Consider the following 18,760-nt stretch of genomic DNA (forward strand, 5'->3'; position numbering starts at 1 on the left):
TCGGGGGCCTCAGCCGCGCAGTTGAATCCAGGTGGTTTTCAGCTGGGTGTACTTGTCGAACGAATGCAGCGACAGGTCGCGGCCGAAGCCCGACTGCTTGCCGCCGCCAAAGGGCACGGTGACATCCAGCGCATCGACGGTGTTCACCGACACGGTCCCGGCATTCAGCCGCCGCGCCACTCGATGCGCGCGATTGAGGTCGTCGGTCCACAGCGAAGCGGCCAGGCCATAGATGTGCTGGTTGGCCAGGGCCACCGCCTGGTCTTCGTCGTCGAACAGCGTGACCGCCAGCACCGGGCCGAACACCTCTTCGCGGGCCAGGGTCATATCGGCGGTCACGCCCGTGAAGATGGTCGGCTCGATAAAGTTGCTCGAGCCGTCGAAGCTCAGTTGCCGACCGCCGCACACCAGCTGCGCGCCCTCGGCCTGGGCCTGTTCGATGTACCGTTTGATGCGCCGGGCCTGGCGCGCATCGACAATGGCCCCGGCCCGGCTCGCCGGGTCCAGCGGATTGCCCGGCTGCCACTGGCGCGCCTTGGCCACCAGGCGCTCGATGAACCCATCGGCGATCGAGCGCTGCACCAGCAGGCGCGAGTTGGCCGAGCAGACTTCGCCCTGGTTGAAGAAGATGCCGAACGCGGCTTTCTCGGCCGCCAGGTCCAGGTCCTGGCAATCGGCGAACACCAGGTTCGGGCTCTTGCCGCCGCACTCCAGCCAGACCTGCTTGAGGTTCGATTGCGCGGCGTACTGCATGAAGTACTTGCCGACCTCGGTGGAACCGGTGAACACCAGGGCATCCACCTCCATGTGCAGGCCCAGGGCGCGACCGGCCTCCTCGCCCAGGCCCGGCACCACGTTGAGTACGCCCCTGGGAAGGCCGGCTTCGATGGCCAGCTCGGCCAGGCGCAGGGCCGAGAACGGCGACTGCTCGGCCGGCTTGAGCACCACGCTGTTGCCAGCGGCCAGGGCCGGGGCCAGCTTCCAGGCGGCCATGTCCAACGGGAAATTCCACGGCACCACCGCGCCGATCACTCCCAGCGGCACTCGGGTGATGGTCGCCAGGACATTGCTGGCGCTCGGCGCCACCTGGTCATAGAGCTTGTCGAGGCTTTCGCCGTACCAGGCAAATACATGGGCCGCGCCCGGCACATCGATATTCCAGGCATCCATCACCGGCTTGCCCATGCTCAGGGAGTCGAGCAAGGCCAGTTCATCGCGGTGCTCCAGCATCAGCTGCGACAGGCGCAGCAGAATCGCCTTACGCTCGCCCGGCGCCATCCTGGCCCAGGGGCCCTGCTCGAACGCACGGCGGGCGCTGCGCACCGCCCGGTCGACCTCGACCGCGCCGCAGGCGGCCACCTGGGCCAGGCGTTTCTCGGTGGCCGGGTTGACCACATTGAAGCGCGCGCCGCTCTCGGCCTGGCACGCCTCACCGTCGATAAAGGCGCTGTCGATCAGACGTTGGCGCTGCGCCAGGGCTGTCCACTCGTTGAAATCTTTCACCGCGGATTCCTTGTTCTTATTGAAAAATCGTTATCGATGCGTGCAGAGGTATTCGGCCAGGCGCTCCATCAGCCGGTCGCAGGCCGCCATCTGCTCGACGCTGACGAACTCGTCCGGCTTGTGGCCCTGGTCCATGCTGCCGGGGCCGCAGACCACCGCCGGGATGCCGGCCTGGTCGAACAATCCGCCTTCGGTGCCAAAGGCCACGGTGCCGAAGGCATCGCTCCCGCACAGCTTCGCCACCCGTTGCGCGGCGGCGCTTTCGGGAGCAGTCGCCAAACCTGGATAAGCCGAGATCGCTTCGAAGCGGATCGCCGTGTCGGCCTTGACTGCCTGCATCGCCGGCAACAGCTCCTGTTCGGCATAGCCTTGCAGTTCGTCCACCACCGCCCGGGGTTCGAAGGCTGGCAAGGCGCGCACCTCGAAGTCGAAGCGGCAGTCGGCCGGGACGATATTCAGCGCCGTGCCGCCCTGGATCACCCCGACCTGCACGGTGGAGAACGCCGGGTCGAAGCGGGCGTCGTGATGCTCGGGGGCCGCCAGGCGCCGGCCGATCTCCCCCAGCCGGCCGATCAGCCGCGCCGCCTGCTCGATGGCGTTGACCCCATAAGGCGCATAGGCCGAGTGGCACGGTGCGCCGTGCACATGGCAACGCATGGCCAGCTTGCCCTTGTGGCCGAGCACCGGTTTGAGCTCGGTGGGCTCGCCGATCAGGCACAGCGCCGGTTGCGGGATGCGCTGTGGCAGCACTTCCAGCAGGCTGCGCACGCCGAGGCAGCCGACCTCCTCGTCATAGGAGAACGCCAGGTGCACCGGCCGGCGCAGCGGGCTTTCGAGAAACAGCGGCACCGCGGCCAGCACCGAGGCCAGGTAGCCTTTCATGTCGGCGGTGCCGCGCCCGTAGAGCTTGCCGTCGCGCTCGGTCAGGCTGAAGGGTTCAAGCGTCCAGGGCTGGCCGTCCACCGGCACCACGTCGGTGTGCCCGGACAGCACGATGCCGCCCTCCACCGCCGGGCCGATGCTGGCCAGCAGGTTGGCCTTGGTCCGTTCGGCGTTGTAGATCAGCTCGCAGCTCACGCCCAGGCCGTGCAGGTAGTCGCGCACGAACTCGATCAAGGCCAGGTTCGAATCGCGGCTGACCGTGGCAAAGCCCACCAGCCTGGCCAGCAAGGCGCGGCTGCGCAGCTCACTCATCGCCCGGCACTCCGTAGCTCGGCGCCAGGGTCGGATTGAGGGCGCGGGTCAGGTAATCCTGCAACTGCGGCTCGTAGGCGCTCCAGAGCCTGTGCAGCTCGCCGATGGGGTTGGCCTCGGCCCAGTCCACCCGCAGGTCGACGATCGGCCAGACCAGCTCACCGACCACCGACAGCGCCGCCGAATGCACCGCGCCCGCCTCGCCCCCGGCGTCCTGCCCGGCCTGCAGCGCGCTGAGCAGCCGCGCCGCCAGGCAGCCCTCGCTGCTTTCGAAGGCCTCGACCATGCGCTCGATCACCGCGCTGCTGGCCAGCAGGTTGCCGGCCGCCACGCATTGCTCACCGGCCACCGCGTTGTTAATGCCCAGCGCGTGATTGCCGCTGAACACCGCCGTGCGCCCCCGGGCATCCACCACCGCCACCTGGCGGTACTGGCTGTAGCCATTGCGGGTCAGCGCCTGGTCCAGGGCCTGCGCGGGCACCAGGCCTTCGCCCAGGCCGTCGAGCACCTGCGGGCCGAGGGCCGGCAAGGTGATGTTCTGGCTCGACACCGCGCCCACGCCGCTGCGCAGCCAGGGGCAACGGGCGCCGACGGCGATGCTCGACGAGCTGATGGCAATGCCCAGCTGGCCGGTTTCGGCGCAGCGGCCGAGGATGGAAAAAGTCATGGCGCACTCCTTATTCGGGGATAACCGCGATCACGTCGATTTCCATCAGCCACTGCGGCTGGCCCAGGGCGCTGACCACCAGCCCGGTGGAGATCGGGAACACGCCCTTGAGCCACTTGCCGACCTCCTGGTAGACCGGTTCGCGGTAACGCGGGTCGATCAGGTAGGTGGTGGTCTTGACGATATGGCTGAGGTCGCTGCCGGCCTCTTCCAGCAGTTGCTTGACGTTGCGCATGGCCTGCTCGGCCTGGGCCCGAGGGTCGCCGAGGCCGACCAGCTGGCCATTGAAGTCAGTGCCGACCTGGCCGCGCACATACACGGTGTTGCCGGCGCGCACGGCCTGGCACAGGTCGTTGTCCAGGCTCTGGTTCGGGTAGGTGTCTTTGGTGTTGAACATGCGGATGCGGGTATGAGTAGGCATCAGCGGGCTCCCATGCGGCTGGCGGGTTGAGTGGCGGATTCGCGCTCGGCTTGACGCTGCGCGGCGTCGCGGTAATCGAAGTAGATGCGCTGTTTGACGATATGCTCGGCGATGTGCCGGGCGTCGTGCCACACGCCCCAGATAAACGCCGAGCCACGGCGCGACAGCCACGGCAGGCCGACGAAATAGACCCCGGGCTCGCTGGACACGCCGCGCTGGTGCCGGGGCTTGCCGTTGTCCTTGAAAGCGTCGACCTGCAGCCAGCTGTAGTCCACCGAATAACCGGTGGCCCAGATGATGGTGGCGACGCCAGCCTTGACCAGGTCGAGTTCGAGGATCGGCTGGGTCAGGCACGGCGGGTCCGGCAGCATCACCCGCGCTTCGGGCTCTTGCGGCAGGTCCAGGCCGTTGCGGGCGATGTAGGCATCGGCGGCGTCGAGCAGCGCCAGGTAGTTTTCGTCGCCGCGGGCAATGTTCTCGGCCAGGTTGGCCTCGAAGCTGACCACGCCGTTCTCGAAAGCCTTGGTCAGGCCGACCAGGGTCATGCCCTGGTGGGCCAGCCGGCGGAAGTCCACGGTATGCCCGCCACGGGCGCCGCTGACGGCGATGGTCACGTGCTCCTTGCCCGGCTGCATGGTCTCGGCATCCCACTCGCCAAGCACCCCCAGCCACCAGCAGAAGTCACGGTTGCGGTAGGCCCGCGGCGGACGGTCATGGGCGCCGACCGAGAGGTAGACCTGCTTGCCGGCACGTTGCAGTTCATCGGCGATCTGCACCCCCGACGAACCGGCGCCCACTACCAGCACCGCGCCTTCGGGCAGCTGTTGCGGATTGCGGTAGGCCGCCGAGTGCATTTGCAGCACACGCTGATCCTGCGGGGCGATCGGCGGGATCACCGGGCACTGGAACGGACCGGTGGCCACCACCACTTGCCGGGCTTCGATCACCCCGTCGCTGGTGTCCACGGTGAAGCCCGGGTGGTTGGCGTTACGCACCACCTTCCTGACTTCGACGCCGGTGCGGATCGGCGCATTGAACTTGCGGGCGTAGGTTTCGAAGTAGTCGGCGACCTGGTCCTTGCCGGCGAAGGCATCGGGGTCCAGGCCTTCGAATTCCAGGCCCGGAAAGCGGTCGTGCCAGGCCGGGCCGTTGGCCACCAGCGAATCCCAGCGCCCGGTGCGCCAGGCTTCGGCGATGCGGTTGCGTTCCAGCACCAGGTGCGGCACGCCCAGGCGGCTCAGGTGTTCGCTCGTGGCCACGCCGGCTTGGCCGGCGCCCACTACAAGCGTGTCGATTATTGTTTTATGGGTTGTCATGTCTGCGCCCTGTTGAGTGATCCCACGTAGGCAGCCGTGGGAGGTGTAGGACGCATTCTGGGAGAAGGCGGGAAATGCCGAAATTATGATTTTTGTGGTTGCTAGAGAGTAAAAAACTGTCTGGCTATCGGGGGTTTCTGTGCATCAGCGCAGATTGCGCGGAATCCTCAGCCCGAGGTTTTCGCGCAAGGTGCTGCCCGGGTATTCGCGGCGGTACACCCCACGCTCCTGGAGCAAGGGCACTACTTCCTCGGTGAACCGGCGAAACTGCCCCGGGTGGCCGATATAGATGTTGAAACCGTCCACGGCCCGCGCCTCGAACCACTCACTCATCTTCGCCGCGACGGTTTCGGCGCTGCCGACAAAGGCACCCGGGCGCAATTGCCGGGAGGCTTGCACCGCCTGGCGCAGGCTGAGCCCTTCGCTGACCGCGCGATCGGTGATGCGCTTGGCCACCGTGAAAAAGCTGCTGCGGGCGAACTCCAGGGCCTGGGCCGGGAAAGGTGCATCCAGTTCGTACTGGCTGAAGTCGTGCCAGCCAAAGGAACGGCCGAACTCCAGCAGGGCCTGCTCGAAGCTGTGATCGGCCGCGTGGTAATGGCGTTCGAGCTCCCGCGCCTGCTCGTCGCTATCGCTAACGAACACCTCGGCCCCCGGCAGCACCAGCACCTGCTCGGGATCGCGGCCCTGGCGCAGCGCACGCTCCTTGATTTCCCGGTAGAACGCCTGGCCCTGCTCCAGGCTCGGGGCATGGGTGAAGACCACGTCGGCAATCGCCGCGCCCAGCTCACGCCCCTGTTCGGAGTCACCCGCCTGGAAGATCACCGGCTGACCTTGTGGCGAGCGTTGCAGATTGAGCGGCCCGACCACGGAAAAATGCTCGCCCTTGTGATTCAGCGCATGCAGCTTGGCCGGGTCGAAATAACGCCCGCTGGCACGATCCCGGACAAAGGCGTCGTCCTCCCAGGACTGCCACAAGCCCTGCACCACCTGCACATGCTCCCGGGCCCGGCCATAGCGGGTGTCGTAGTCGTAGTGCTCGTCACGCCCGTAGTTGCCGGCGGTGCCGGCGTCGCCGCTGGTGACCACATTCCAGCCGGCGCGGCCTTTGCTGATCAGGTCCAGCGACGCCAGGCGGCGGGCGACGTTGAACGGCTCGTTATAGGAAGTGGTGAGCGTGCCCACCAGGCCGATATGCCGCGTGCTCACCGCCAGGGCCGAGAGCAGCGTCAGCGGTTCCAGGCGATTCAGGTAATGGGGCGGCGAACCCGGGGTGATGAACTGGCTGTCGACGATAAAGATCAGGTCGAACAACGCCGCCTCGGCCTGGCGCGCAATGTCGATGTACCAGTCGATATTGACGCTGGCGTCGGCCGGCAATTCGGGGTCCAGCCACAGGTTGTGCCGGCCGGGGCCACCGACACCCATGGTCAGGGCGCCCAGTTTCAGTTGTCGTGTGCTCATGGAAGGTCCTTGGTGGTTACGGCGCGGCCTGAAGCGTCACAGAAGGATTCTGCAAGGCGGCATTAAAGGAAGTGTCGAACAGGCTGGCGGCCGGGTAGGACTTGATCAGACCAATGCCACTGAAGAAATCCACGGTCTTCTGGGCGTCGGCGATGTTCTGCGGGCTGATCGGCCCCACGTCGGTTTTCGCCCGACGGAACCAGGCACGGGCGATCTCGCGATCGGCGCGGGTGCGCTCGGCCCAGGCATCGGCATAGGCCTCGCTATGGGCGGGATCGTTTACGCTCCAGGACCGGGCTTTTTTCAGTCGTTGCAGGAAATCACTGATGGCCGCGCGTTTTTCTTCCAGGGAACGGTTGTTGCCGACCACGAAACTCTGCGCCGGGATCAGCCCTTGCGCCGTGGCGATCACCCGGCCGTCGCGCCGCTCCTGTTGCGTCACGTAGGGTTCCCAGGTGGCGATCACATCCACCGAGCCGCCTTCCAGCGCATGGAAGGCATCGAGGGCGCTGAGGTAGCGGATGTCCACCGCGTCACGGGGCACGCCAGCCTTGTCCAACGCGCTGAACAGCAGTTGCTGGCTCCAGGAACCCTTCCAGATCGCCACGCGTTTGCCGCGGATGTCGGCGACGGTCTTGATCGGCGAATCCTGGTTGACCACGATGGCCACCCCGGAAAGGTTCTGCTGGGTGACCGCGATCACCTTGATCGGCGCCCCCAGGGCACCGAGGAACAGCGGCGGTGCATCCCCCAGCAACCCGAGGTCGAGGCTGCCGGAGTTCAGCGCTTCGGCCACCGGCGAGCCGGCGGTGAACTGCTTCCACTCCAGGGTATAAGGCAGGTTGTCGAGCACACCGGCGGCATCCATCACCGCGCGGGTGTTGTAGCTTTGGTCGCCGACGGTGAGGGTGAGCGCCGAGGCATCGAGGCTGATGGACGCGGCCAGCGCGGCGGCGGCCAGTTGCAGAAGTGTACGCAAGGCAATCTCCAGGAAGTCGAAAGTCGGGGCTGTAATCTATTTGGTTATATAAGAAGAAACCTTAAAAACCACAGCCTATAAGCTAACGACATCGAGGAGCGCTGTAAAAGTCATTTTAGGAATAACTTAATATGCAAAATTTGCATTTAAAGACGAGCCTGGCGTAACGCACCTGCCGAAGCCCTCTCCCTCGCAACCCAGGCCTACCGCGAGCCGGCTCGCTCCAGCGGGGCAAATGCCGCTTTTCAGTCGGGTGCAAAACCCGTGGGTCGATCCACGATGGCTCGCGCCAGGATGAGTCCCCTCCCCGCGCTTCTGCCTCCTACCCTTGCAATCGCGGAAACAATGAAATTCCGTTTAGGGAATTGATAGCCCCCTAACGAAAGGTGCATGCTAGAGGGCTTTCATCGCGCTTATATCATTCCGAATGATAGTTACCTTCGTCTCATTCGATTCGTGCGATACAACCCTGCCGAGCATCATCCGCCCATCTCAAATACATTGGCGGATGATCCATGGAACAGTCACTCAAACACTTACGCTTCCCTCTCGCACTCCTGGCCGTGCTGGTGATGAGCGCTTGTGGCAAGGCGCCGGAAACGGCCGCCAGCATGCCCGCCGCCAAAGTCAGCGTAGCCAAGGTGCTCGAACAGCCGGTCAACGAATGGGACGAGTTCACCGGGCGCCTCGAGGCGCCGGAAACCGTAGAGATCCGCCCACGGGTTTCCGGCCAGATCGACCAGGTGGCCTTCACCGAAGGCGCCCTGGTGAAAAAAGGCGACCTGCTGTTCCAGATCGACCCGCGGCCGTTCCAGGCCGAAGTGCGCCGCCTGGAAGCCCAGCTGCAACAAGCCCGCGCCACCGCCACCCGCAGTGCCAATGAAGCCCAGCGCGGCCAGCGCCTGCTGACCAGCAACGCGATCTCCGCCGAGCTGGCCGACACCCGCACCAGCGCCGCCCAGGAAGCCCGCGCCGGAGTCGACGCAATCCAGGCGCAACTGGACGTGGCCAAGCTCAACCTGAGTTTCACCCGGGTCAGCGCGCCCATCAGCGGTCGCGTCAGCCGTGCGCAAATCACCGCCGGCAACCTGGTGACCGCCGATGTCACCCCGCTGACCAGCGTGGTCTCCACCGACAAGGTCTACGCCTACTTCGACGCCGACGAGCGCGTGTACCTCAAGTACGCCCAGCTCGCCCGCCAGGGCCAGCGTGGCCAGACCACCCCGGTCTACCTCGGCCTGTCCAATGAAGAAGGCCACCCGCACCTGGGCCAGATGAACTTCGTCGACAACCAGGTCAACCCGCAGACCGGCACCATCCGCGGTCGCGCGGTGTTCGACAACGCCGACGGCAGCTACACCCCGGGCCTCTATGCGCGCCTGAAACTGGTGGGCAGCGGCACCTACTCCGCCGTGCTGATCAACGACGAAGCGGTGGGGACCGACCTGGGCAAGAAGTTCGTGCTGGTGATGGATGCCGACAACAAGCCGGCGTACCGCGCCGTCGAGCTGGGGCCGAAGATCGAAGGCCTGCGCATCGTGCGCAACGGCCTGAACAAGGACGACACCATCATCGTCAAGGGTCTGCAGCGCGCCCGTCCGGGCGCGCCGGTCAGCCCTGAAGTGGTGCCGATGGCCAGCAAGGAAACCCTCGCCGCCCTGGCGCAACAAAGAAAGGCCCTGGAAGCCAGCAATCTGCCTCAAGTCGCCCCCGCCAAGGGCGCGTCTGAAGCGGCTGCGAAACTGGCCAGCGCTGCGACTCCACGCGGTTAAGGGAAAAGACTCAAGATGAATTTCTCCCAATTCTTCATTTCACGGCCGATCTTCGCAGCGGTGCTGTCGCTGCTGATCCTGATCGCCGGCTCCATCTCGCTGTTCCAGCTGCCCATCAGCGAATACCCGGAAGTGGTACCGCCGACCGTGGTGGTGCGCGCCAACTTCCCGGGCGCCAACCCGAAAGTCATCGGCGAAACCGTGGCCGCGCCCCTGGAGCAGGCCATCACCGGCGTCGAGAACATGCTCTACATGTCCTCGCAGTCCACCGCCGACGGCAAGATCACCCTGACCATCACCTTCGCCCTGGGTACCGACCTGGACAACGCCCAGGTGCAGGTGCAGAACCGCGTGACCCGCACCGAGCCCAAGCTGCCTGAAGAGGTGACGCGCATCGGCATCACCGTGGACAAGGCCTCGCCCGACCTGACCATGGTCGTGCACTTGACCTCGCCGGACAAACGCTACGACATGCTCTACCTGTCCAACTACGCCATCCTCAATATCAAGGATGAGCTGGCGCGCCTCGGCGGTGTCGGCGATGTGCAGCTGTTCGGCATGGGCGACTACTCGCTGCGGGTCTGGCTCGATCCGAACAAGACCGCTTCGCGCAACCTGACCGCCACCGACGTGGTCACCGCCATTCGCGAGCAGAACCGCCAGGTCGCCGCCGGTACCCTGGGCGCCCCGCCCGCGCCGAGCGCCACCAGCTTCCAGCTGTCGGTCAACACCCAGGGTCGCCTGGTGACCGAGGAAGAGTTCGAGAACATCATCATCCGCTCCGGCGACAACGGCGAGATCACCCGCCTGAAAGACATCGCCCGGGTCGAGCTGGGTTCCAACCAGTACGCCCTGCGTTCGCTGCTGAACAACCAGCCGGCGGTGGCGATCCCGATCTTCCAGCGCCCTGGCTCCAACGCCATCGAGATTTCCAACGAAGTGCGGGCCAAGATGGCCGAGCTGAAACAGAGCTTCCCGCAAGGCATGGACTTCAGCATCGTCTACGACCCGACCATCTTCGTGCGTGGCTCCATCGAGGCAGTGGTGCATACCCTGTTCGAAGCGCTGATCCTGGTGGTGCTGGTGGTGATCCTGTTCCTGCAGACCTGGCGCGCCTCGATCATCCCGCTGGTGGCGGTGCCGGTCTCGCTGATCGGTACCTTTGCCGTGATGCACCTGTTCGGCTTCTCGCTCAACGCCCTGTCGCTGTTCGGGCTGGTGCTGGCCATCGGTATCGTGGTGGACGACGCCATCGTGGTGGTGGAAAACGTCGAGCGTAATATCGGCCTCGGCCTGAACCCGGTGGAAGCCACCAAGCGCGCCATGCGCGAAGTGACCGGGCCGATCATCGCCACCGCCCTGGTGCTCTGCGCGGTGTTCGTGCCGGCGGCCTTCATCAGCGGCCTGACCGGGCAGTTCTACAAGCAGTTCGCCCTGACCATCGCGATCTCCACGGTGATCTCGGCCTTCAACTCCCTGACCCTGTCGCCGGCCCTGGCCGCGGTATTGCTCAAGGATCACCACGCCCCGAAGGACGGCTTCTCCAAGTTCCTCGACAAGTTGCTGGGTGGCTGGCTGTTCAAACCCTTCAACCGCTTCTTCGACCGGGCAAGTGGTGGTTACGTCGGCACCGTGCGCCGGGTGATTCGTGGCAGCGGCATCGCCCTGTTCCTCTACGCGGGCCTGATGGTACTGACCTGGTTCGGCTTCGCCCATACGCCGATGGGCTTCGTCCCGGCCCAGGACAAGCAATACCTGGTGGCCTTCGCCCAACTGCCGGACGCCGCGAGCCTGGACCGCACCGAGGACGTGATCAAGCGCATGTCCGACATCGCCCTGAAGCAACCGGGCGTGGAAAGCGCGGTGGCCTTCCCGGGCCTGTCGATCAACGGTTTCACCAACAGCCCGAACAACGGCATCGTGTTCGTGACCCTCAAGCCTTTCGACGAGCGCAAGGACCCGAGCATGTCCGCCGGGGCCATCGCCGGCGCCCTGAACGGCAAGTACGCCGATATCCAGGAAGCCTATATGGCGATCTTCCCACCGCCGCCGGTACAGGGCCTGGGGACCATCGGCGGGTTCCGCCTGCAGGTCGAGGACCGCAGCGGCATGGGTTACGAAGAGCTGTATAAAGAAGTGCAGAACGTCATCGCCAAGAGTCGCAGCGTGCCGGAACTGGCCGGGCTGTTCACCAGCTATCAGGTCAACGTGCCCCAGGTCGACGCGGCTATCGACCGGGAAAAGGCCAAGACCCACGGCGTGGCCATCAGCGATATCTTCGACACCCTGCAGGTCTACCTGGGCTCGCTGTACGCCAACGACTTCAACCGTTTTGGCCGTACCTACCAGGTCAACGTCCAGGCTGAACAGCAGTTCCGTCTCGAAGCCGAGCAGATCGGCCAGCTGAAAGTACGCAACAACAAGGGCGAGATGATCCCGCTGGCGACCTTCATCAAGGTCAGTGACACCGCCGGTCCCGACCGCGTGATGCACTACAACGGCTTCGTCACCGCGGAAATCAACGGCGCGGCCGCACCGGGCTACAGCTCCGGCCAGGCGGAAGCGGCGATCGAGAAACTGCTCAAGGAAGAGCTGCCCAACGGCATGACCTACGAATGGACCGAGCTGACCTACCAGCAGATCCTGGCCGGTAACACCGCGCTGTTCGTCTTCCCGCTCTGCGTGCTGCTGGCCTTCCTGGTACTGGCCGCGCAATACGAGAGCTGGAGCCTGCCGCTGGCGGTGATCCTGATCGTGCCCATGACCCTGCTGTCGGCCATCGCCGGGGTGATCCTGTCCGGTGGCGACAACAACATCTTTACCCAGATCGGCCTGATCGTACTGGTGGGCCTGGCGTGCAAGAACGCGATCCTGATCGTCGAGTTCGCCAAGGACAAGCAACAAGAGGGCCTTGATCCGCTGGCCGCGGTCCTGGAAGCCTGCCGCCTGCGTCTGCGGCCGATCCTGATGACCTCGTTCGCCTTCATCATGGGTGTGGTGCCCCTGGTGTTCTCCAGCGGCGCCGGCGCGGAAATGCGTCATGCCATGGGTGTCGCGGTGTTCTCCGGGATGCTCGGGGTGACCTTCTTCGGCCTGCTGCTGACCCCGGTGTTCTACGTCCTGATCCGCAACTATGTGGAGCGCAGCGAAGCCCGCAAAGCGACCCGTGCCCTGAAACTGGAGGCGCAACAATGAGCCTGAAAGTCTTCCTGCCGAGTTTGCTGGCACTGGCCCTGAGTGCCTGTGCCGTCGGCCCGGACTACCAGACCCCGACCACCGAGGCGGCCCATATCGCGGCCGCCGCCGATGGCGCCGCGGGCCAGAAGCAGTTCGACCGCGCGCGCTTCGAAGGCATCTGGTGGCAGCAGTTCGACGACCCGGTGCTCAACCAGCTGGTGACAAAGTCCCTGCAGGGCAACCGTGAATTGCGCGTGGCCTTCGCCCGTCTGCGGGCCGCCCGGGCGATCCGCGACGATGCCAGCAACGATGCGATGCCGACCATCACCAGCCGCGCCAGCAGCGATCTGGCCAAGGGTCAGATCCCCGGCCAGACCACCCGCCGGGTCAACAGCGAACGCTACGACCTGGGCCTGGACATGGCCTGGGAACTGGACCTGTTCGGCCGCATCCAGCGCAACCTGGAAGCCAGCGAAGCCGACCAGCAGGCCGCCGAGGCCGACCTCTACCAGCTGCAAGTCACCATGATTGCCGAGCTGGTGGACGCCTACGGCCAGCTGCGTGGCGCTCAGCTGCGGGAAAAGATCGCCCTGGCCAACCTGGACAACCAGCAGGAGTCGCGCAAGATCACCGAAAGCCTGCGTGACGCCGGCGTCGGCGACCAGCTCGACGTGGTTCGCGCCGACGCGCGCCTGGCCGCGGTAGAGGCCAGCGTGCCGCAACTGCAGGCCGAACAGGTGCGCCAGCGCAACCGTATCGCCACCCTGCTGGGCGAGCGTCCGGACAAGCTCAGTGTCGATCTCAAACCCGCGCAGTTGCCGGCGATTGCCAAGGCCCTGCCGATCGGCGACCCGGGCGAACTGCTGCAGCGCCGCCCGGACATCCTCAGCGCCGAACGCCAGCTGGCCGCCGCCACCGCGCGGATCGGCGTGGCCAAGGCCGACCTGTTCCCGCGGGTCAGCCTCAGCGGCTTCCTCGGCTTCACCGCCGGCCGTGGTTCGCAGATCGGCTCCTCGGCCGCCAATGCCTGGGCCCTGGGCCCGAGCATTACCTGGGCGGCCTTCGACCTGGGCAGCGTGCGCGCCCGTCTGCGGGGCGCCAATGCCGACGCCGACGGCGCCCTGGCGACCTACGAGCAGCAAGTGCTGCTGGCCCTGGAAGAGTCGGAAAACGCTTTCAGCGACTACGGCAAGCGCCAGCAACGCCTGATCTCGCTGATTCGCCAAAGCGAGTCGAGCCGCGCCGCGGCCGACCTGGCAGAGATCCGCTACCGCGAAGGCACCGTCGATTTCCTGGTGCTGCTCGACGCCCAGCGCGAACGCCTGGCCGCCGAGGACTCCCAGGCCCAGGCCGAGGTCGACCTGTACCGTGGCATCGTCGCCATCTACAAGGCCCTGGGTGGCGGCTGGCAGCCGGAGACGGTCGCCAGCAAATAAGGCTTCAACCGAGCTCCTTTGGTTGGCCGCAACCAACCAATTTTTTGCCCCGTGTTCTCATTCGGTCACGGGGCTTTTTTTCGCCCATGGAACAGCATCGCGAGCAAGCTCGCTCCTACATGAGCCGTGCACGCCCATGGAACAGCTTGCTCGCGATAGGCGCCCTCGCCGGCACCGCCATTTCCCGACCTACTCCAGCACCGTCACCGTCGCCGTGGTGCCGGCGCGCAACCTGTCCTTGCCCGGGTAATCGGGGTCGATGGCGATCCGCACCGGCACCCGCTGCGCCAGCTTGACCCAGGTGTAGCTGGGGTTGATGTTGGCCAGCAGGCGGCTGCCCTGGGAGTTCTCGCGGTCGGTAATGGCGAAGGCGATGCTCTGCACCTTGCCGTTGAAGGTCTCGCCGCTCATCAGCTGGATGCGCACCGCGCTGCCCTCCTCGATCCGCGGCAGCTTGGTCTCCTCGAAATAACCACTGATATAGAAAGAGTCGCTGTCCACCAGGGCCAGCAAGGCCGCGCCGGCACTGGCGTAGTCGCCCTGGCGGGTCTGCAGGTTGGTCACGTAGCCGCTGACCGGGGCTTCGACCCGGGTGCGCTGCAGGTCCAGTTCGGCCTGCTTCAGCGCGGCCTGGGCCAGGTGCACGTTGGCCTGGGCCAGGCCGAGGTTGGCCTGGTCGCGCAACAGGTCGGCCTGGGCCACCGCCACATCGGTATTGGACTTCTCCCACTCCTCGCCGGAAATCGCGAAGCCCTGCTTCAGGCTGCGGCGTCGACGCTCTTCGCTTTGCCGCTGCTTGAGCTGCGCCGCGCTGGCGGCAATCGCCGCCTCGGACTGGCCGAGGGTGGCGACCGCCACTTCCACCGAGCGTTTGGCATGCTCCACGGCCAGGGCATATTGCGCCGGGTCGATCTCCAGCAGCAGTTGGCCCTTGTCCACGTGCTGGTTGTCCTGCACCCGCAGGCTGACGATGCGCCCGGCGACGTCCGCCGACAGGGTCACCACATCGGCCCGCACCCGCGCATCACGGGTCCAGGGCGCGCGGGTGTAATGCTCCCAGGCGAACCAGCCCAGCACGAGCGCCAGCACTACCGCCACCAGGGTGATCGAACGGGCCAGGGTATTTTTCAGATTCATAGGCTTCCCATCAACAGAATGACCGTGGCGCAGACGCAGGCATACAGCGCCCCTTCGAACAACGCTTCGTGCCAGACGAAACGCAATACACCGAGGCGCCGCAGCCCCCAGTCGAGCAGCAGGAAAATCGGCAAGGCCAGCAACAGGGCCTGGGCAATGGGCGGCAGGTAGACGCCGCCGAATTCGAAATCAATGGGCAAGGGCCGGTTCTCCTGTTTCCGTGGGTTGCAGCATGGGGCGGTAGCGCTCCAGGAAGGCGCCGACGATCAGCAGCGAGACGCGCATGCGGAACACCGACCACAGCTGTTCGTGGGCCTGGGGCCGGTCGTCGGTGTGCAGTTGGTCCAGGTGGTCGCCCAGTTCCCGCAGCCGCGCCAGCAGTGGGTCCACATCCAGCCCCGGGCGCCCCGCCACATACCGCCCGACCCGCCGCAGCAACTGCTGCAGGTCGGCGTTGGCCGCGCTGCTCAGCCAGGGGTTGTCCAGGCTCTGCTGCTTGAGCTGGTTCATCGCCACGCCCAGGGTCATGCAGGCCAGGCTGGTCTCGAAACGTTCGGCGGAAGCCCGGTCGCCGGCGGCGGGCAACAGCCCGAGCATCTGGGTCAGGCGGTCGACCATGCGGCTCTCGAAGACAAACTGCTCCTCATCGCTGGCCGTGGTTTTCTGCAAGGCGTACACCTGTTCGCGGGTGTCGCGGAACAAGCGGCGAATGCGCAGCACCGGGTTGAACGGAAAAATGAACGCATAGACCAGCAACGACAGCACCCCGCCGCTGACATAGGCCCCGGCGAACTCGAACCACTGAGCGGCATTGTTCTGCCAGGCGCCGATGTTCTGCGGGCCGATCATCAGCAGGCTCGACAGCCCCAGGCCCATGCCGATGCCGGCGGTCATCGGGCTGGCCAGGCCCACCGCGACCGTATACAGCAGCGGCACCAGCAACAGCGCCAGCCACTCGAAATCGCCGATCAAGGGCACCAGGGCGAAGACGTAGACCGCCGAGATCACCAGCGCCAGGGCCTGGCCGCGCATATAGCTTTGCGCCGCCGCCAGGGGCCGCGGGAAGGTCGCCATCAGCGAACAGAGAATGCCCACCAGGACCATGCTCGAACGCGCGCCGTCCCAGGCGGTTTCGATCCAGATCAGCCCGGCGACCAGCAGCGCGGTGAAGGCCCGCAGCGCATTCATCGCCGCCAGCGGCCAGTCCAGGTGCAGTGGGTTTGAGCGACCCTGGCGGTACAGGCAACTGGCCTGGCGACCGTCCTGGATGGCATCGCTGAATTCGAGAATGTCTTCGAGCTGCTTGAGCATCCGCGCCTGCTCCCAGCGCAGGGCCCAGGCCAGGGAGCGCAGGGTCGCGGGCAAGGCATCGGCCTCGCGCTCGGCGCGTCGCGCCTGTTCGTCGAAGCGCTGCTGCAAGTGCGCGAACTGCTGCCGCGAGGCGGCGGGCAAGGCGCGGCCGTGCTGCGCCAGCTCGTCGAGAAACGCCAGCTCGTCGGCGCGCAGTTGCTGGATCGCCTCCGGCAGCTCGCCGACCCAGCGCGCCCGCAACAGCTCGCGCTGGTGGCGCAGTACGGTGAGGCGCGAGGTCAGCAGCACCAGCTGGTTGCCCAACAGTTGCACCAAGCCATCGGCGCTGCGCAGGCGTGGCGCGTCGAAATACAGGTGGCGGCGCAACCCTTCCAGGGCGCTGATCTCGCCCAGCAACTGCATCTGCCGCTTGTGGAAGTCGGGCTCGCTTTCGTCGGTGCGAATCGCCGCCGCGGCGTGGGTCGCCAGCAACTTGAGCACCTGGTCGATCTTGGCGAAGTAACCATGGGCCACGGCCTCGGGCCGCGCCGTCAGCAGGCTGACCACGCAGACGCAAGCCACCGCCAACAGGGTTTCGGTGACCCGGGTAATGGCCAGCATCAGGGTGTTGCCTTGATCGGGGATCGCCAGCATCGCTACCACCACCGCGGTGTAGCCACTGAGCACGAAGGCCTGGGAGCTGGTGTAGCGCAGCAAGGTGCCGCCGGCGGTGCACAACGCCAGCCACAGGCCGAGGGTGACCAGGAACGGCAGCGGCGCCTGGGGGAAGATCGCCATGATCAGCACCGCCACCGCGGCCCCCAGGGTGGTGCCGACCACCTGGCCGAAACTGCGGGCCAGGGCCATGCCAGCCAGGGGCTGGCTGACGATGATCACCGCCATCAGCGACCACTTGGGCTGGTCGAGGTCGAAGATGAACGCCAGGTACAGGGTCAAGAGGCCGGCGGCGATGGTACGCAGGGCGAAGCGCAGCACCGCGCCCCCCGGGTGGATCACGACCTTGAAGTAATTGATCAGTGGCTGCATGAGTGGGTTCTGGACAAAGGGGCACCTGCGGCTAGCGTAGTCAGTCTGCGGCCGGGAAAGCTTATCGTCCCGGCCTTCCCGGCAGGAAGGCAATTTTTCCCGAACTGTCGATCCTTCGCGCCAATCGCTTGGTCAAGCAGAGTGATTGGAGCAGCCGGCGCCGCTCTTGCGGCCTGGCCCCGCCGCGAAAACCCGAGTCCTGCCCGCCGCCCCGCAAGCGGGTTTGACTCCGAGGGGAACCTGACCGAAGCTTGCGCCTTCGTAAAGCCGCCCCTGCCATGGATGCCTGCATGACCAAGCCCCGCCGCACCCTGTTGATCAGCCTCCTCGTCGTATTGGCCCTGGGCCTGGCGTGGCTGTTCCTGCGTACCACGCCCCCGGCGGTGCCGGATGCGATCAGGCACGGTTACGGCAAGGCGCTGGAACAGGCGCGCAACGGCCAGCCCGGCGCGGCGCGGGTGCTGTATCAACAGCTGGGGCGTCCGGACCTGTCGGACAGCCGGCGCATCCGCCTGCTCGCCGAGCTGCACAACTACCCCAGCCCACAGGCGCTGAAACTGGCCGACGCCGGCCTGCACCACGCCGAGCCCGAGGTCCGCGAGGCCGCCATCCAGGCGGTGCTCGGCCTGGTCCCGGCGCGCCAGCGCAGCCTGCTGATCGGCCCTCTGCTGGACGATGAAGTGCAAGGCGTGCGCTTCGCCGCCGTCACCGCCCTGCTCGGCTTGTCGCCGGATGAACAGGGCCTGTATTTCGGACCGCTGCAGCAAGTGATCGATGAGTACACCCAGGTGCTCAAGGCCCAGCCGGAGAACGTCGAGGCGCAATACCAACTGGCGCGCCTGTACCTGCACAACGCCAACCTGGACCAGGCCCAGCAGACGCTGGAGCACGCCTTGAGCCTGCAACCGGACAACCTGCAAGCGGTGATCTTGCAACTGGAGGTGCTCGACCGCCAGGGCCGCAGCGAAGATGCCCGCAAGCTGCTGGCCAAACAACTGCAGGCGCAACAGGATTCCGCCTACCTGCAACACGCCCTGGGCATGTGGCTGCTGCACCACGACCAGAGCGAGTTCGCCCTGCTCGGCCTGTCCCGCGCCGTGGAACTGGAGCCGAACAACGCCGACTACCGCTATGACCTGGCCACCACCCTGCACAGCGAAGAAGAGCTGGAAGCGGCGCAGAAACAGCTCGAGGAAATCGTCCAGCGCCAACCCGCCAACCGCAAGGCGCGGGTGCTGCTGATCAAGTATTGGAAGGAAAGCGGCCAGTTGCAGAACGTGCAGATCCTCCTGGCCCAGCTGGAGCAACAGAACCCCGACGATCCGGCCTTGCAGCAGGGCCTGTAAAGGCTATTCCC

General features: G+C 65.9%; 14 protein-coding genes. 4 read left to right on the top strand and 10 right to left on the bottom strand.

Going from position 1 to position 18,760, the window contains the following annotated elements:
- Positions 1-9: 9 nt before the first annotated feature.
- From CXQ81_RS18710 to CXQ81_RS18740, 7 genes are all read right to left on the bottom strand, one after another.
- Positions 10-1,503 (bottom strand): aldehyde dehydrogenase, encoded by a 1,494-nt coding sequence (locus CXQ81_RS18710; RefSeq protein WP_101338150.1) that lies wholly within the window; start codon positions 1,501-1,503, stop codon positions 10-12.
- Between the two features lie 30 nt (positions 1,504-1,533).
- Entirely contained in the window at positions 1,534-2,697 is a 1,164-nt protein-coding gene (gene argE / locus CXQ81_RS18715) for an acetylornithine deacetylase (RefSeq protein WP_101338151.1), read from the bottom strand.
- Complete coding sequence (locus CXQ81_RS18720; RefSeq protein WP_101338152.1) at positions 2,690-3,364, bottom strand: DUF1028 domain-containing protein; 675 nt, start codon at positions 3,362-3,364, stop codon at positions 2,690-2,692. The genes argE and CXQ81_RS18720 overlap by 8 nt, the downstream gene beginning before the upstream one ends.
- Before the next feature lie 10 nt (positions 3,365-3,374).
- Positions 3,375-3,785, bottom strand: a complete 411-nt coding sequence (locus CXQ81_RS18725; protein ID WP_007924833.1) for a RidA family protein — start codon at positions 3,783-3,785, stop codon at positions 3,375-3,377.
- Entirely contained in the window at positions 3,785-5,101 is a 1,317-nt protein-coding gene (locus CXQ81_RS18730; RefSeq protein WP_101338153.1) for an NAD(P)/FAD-dependent oxidoreductase, read from the bottom strand. The genes CXQ81_RS18725 and CXQ81_RS18730 overlap by 1 nt, the downstream gene beginning before the upstream one ends.
- 144 nt (positions 5,102-5,245) lie before the next feature.
- Positions 5,246-6,565 carry an LLM class flavin-dependent oxidoreductase gene (locus CXQ81_RS18735; protein WP_087090689.1) on the bottom strand — a complete coding sequence of 440 codons (1,320 nt, stop codon included), beginning with the start codon at positions 6,563-6,565 and terminating at the stop codon, positions 5,246-5,248.
- A 16-nt stretch (positions 6,566-6,581) separates the two neighbouring features.
- Positions 6,582-7,544, bottom strand: coding sequence for an ABC transporter substrate-binding protein (locus tag CXQ81_RS18740; RefSeq protein WP_101338154.1), 963 nt, complete (start codon positions 7,542-7,544; stop codon positions 6,582-6,584).
- A gap of 515 nt (positions 7,545-8,059) precedes the next feature.
- On the opposite strand from CXQ81_RS18740, the gene mexE reads away from it, so the two are divergent.
- Genes mexE through CXQ81_RS18755 form a run of 3 tightly spaced genes read left to right on the top strand, consistent with a single transcriptional unit; the run spans position 8,060 to position 13,929 of the window.
- A complete protein-coding gene (mexE, locus tag CXQ81_RS18745; protein ID WP_009044137.1) occupies positions 8,060-9,316 on the top strand; it encodes a multidrug efflux RND transporter periplasmic adaptor subunit MexE in 1,257 nt (418 codons plus the stop codon).
- Between the two features lie 15 nt (positions 9,317-9,331).
- On the top strand, positions 9,332-12,511 hold the full coding sequence (locus CXQ81_RS18750) for an efflux RND transporter permease subunit (RefSeq protein WP_101338155.1): 3,180 nt from the start codon (positions 9,332-9,334) through the stop codon (positions 12,509-12,511).
- Complete coding sequence (locus tag CXQ81_RS18755) at positions 12,508-13,929, top strand: efflux transporter outer membrane subunit (RefSeq protein WP_085530681.1); 1,422 nt, start codon at positions 12,508-12,510, stop codon at positions 13,927-13,929. The genes CXQ81_RS18750 and CXQ81_RS18755 overlap by 4 nt, the downstream gene beginning before the upstream one ends.
- A 189-nt stretch (positions 13,930-14,118) precedes the next feature.
- Here CXQ81_RS18755 and CXQ81_RS18760 read toward each other — a convergent pair whose 3' ends face one another.
- The 3 genes from CXQ81_RS18760 to CXQ81_RS18770 are packed head-to-tail and all read right to left on the bottom strand — an operon-like array spanning position 14,119 to position 17,403.
- A complete protein-coding gene (locus CXQ81_RS18760; RefSeq protein ID WP_009044140.1) occupies positions 14,119-15,066 on the bottom strand; it encodes an HlyD family secretion protein in 948 nt (315 codons plus the stop codon).
- On the bottom strand, positions 15,063-15,266 hold the full coding sequence (locus tag CXQ81_RS18765) for a DUF1656 domain-containing protein (protein WP_007924845.1): 204 nt from the start codon (positions 15,264-15,266) through the stop codon (positions 15,063-15,065). Before CXQ81_RS18765 ends, CXQ81_RS18760 begins: the two co-directional genes overlap by 4 nt.
- Positions 15,256-17,403, bottom strand: coding sequence for an FUSC family protein (locus tag CXQ81_RS18770; protein ID WP_101338156.1), 2,148 nt, complete (start codon positions 17,401-17,403; stop codon positions 15,256-15,258). The genes CXQ81_RS18765 and CXQ81_RS18770 overlap by 11 nt, the downstream gene beginning before the upstream one ends.
- A gap of 290 nt (positions 17,404-17,693) precedes the next feature.
- Here CXQ81_RS18770 and CXQ81_RS18775 point away from each other — a divergent pair, with 290 nt between their 5' ends.
- Complete coding sequence (locus CXQ81_RS18775) at positions 17,694-18,749, top strand: lipopolysaccharide assembly protein LapB (RefSeq protein WP_101338157.1); 1,056 nt, start codon at positions 17,694-17,696, stop codon at positions 18,747-18,749.
- Positions 18,750-18,760: the final 11 nt, after the last annotated feature.

Origin of the sequence: Pseudomonas sp. 09C 129, from assembly GCF_002843625.1 — a bacterium.
In the GTDB taxonomy this organism is placed as follows: domain Bacteria; phylum Pseudomonadota; class Gammaproteobacteria; order Pseudomonadales; family Pseudomonadaceae; genus Aquipseudomonas; species Aquipseudomonas chlororaphis.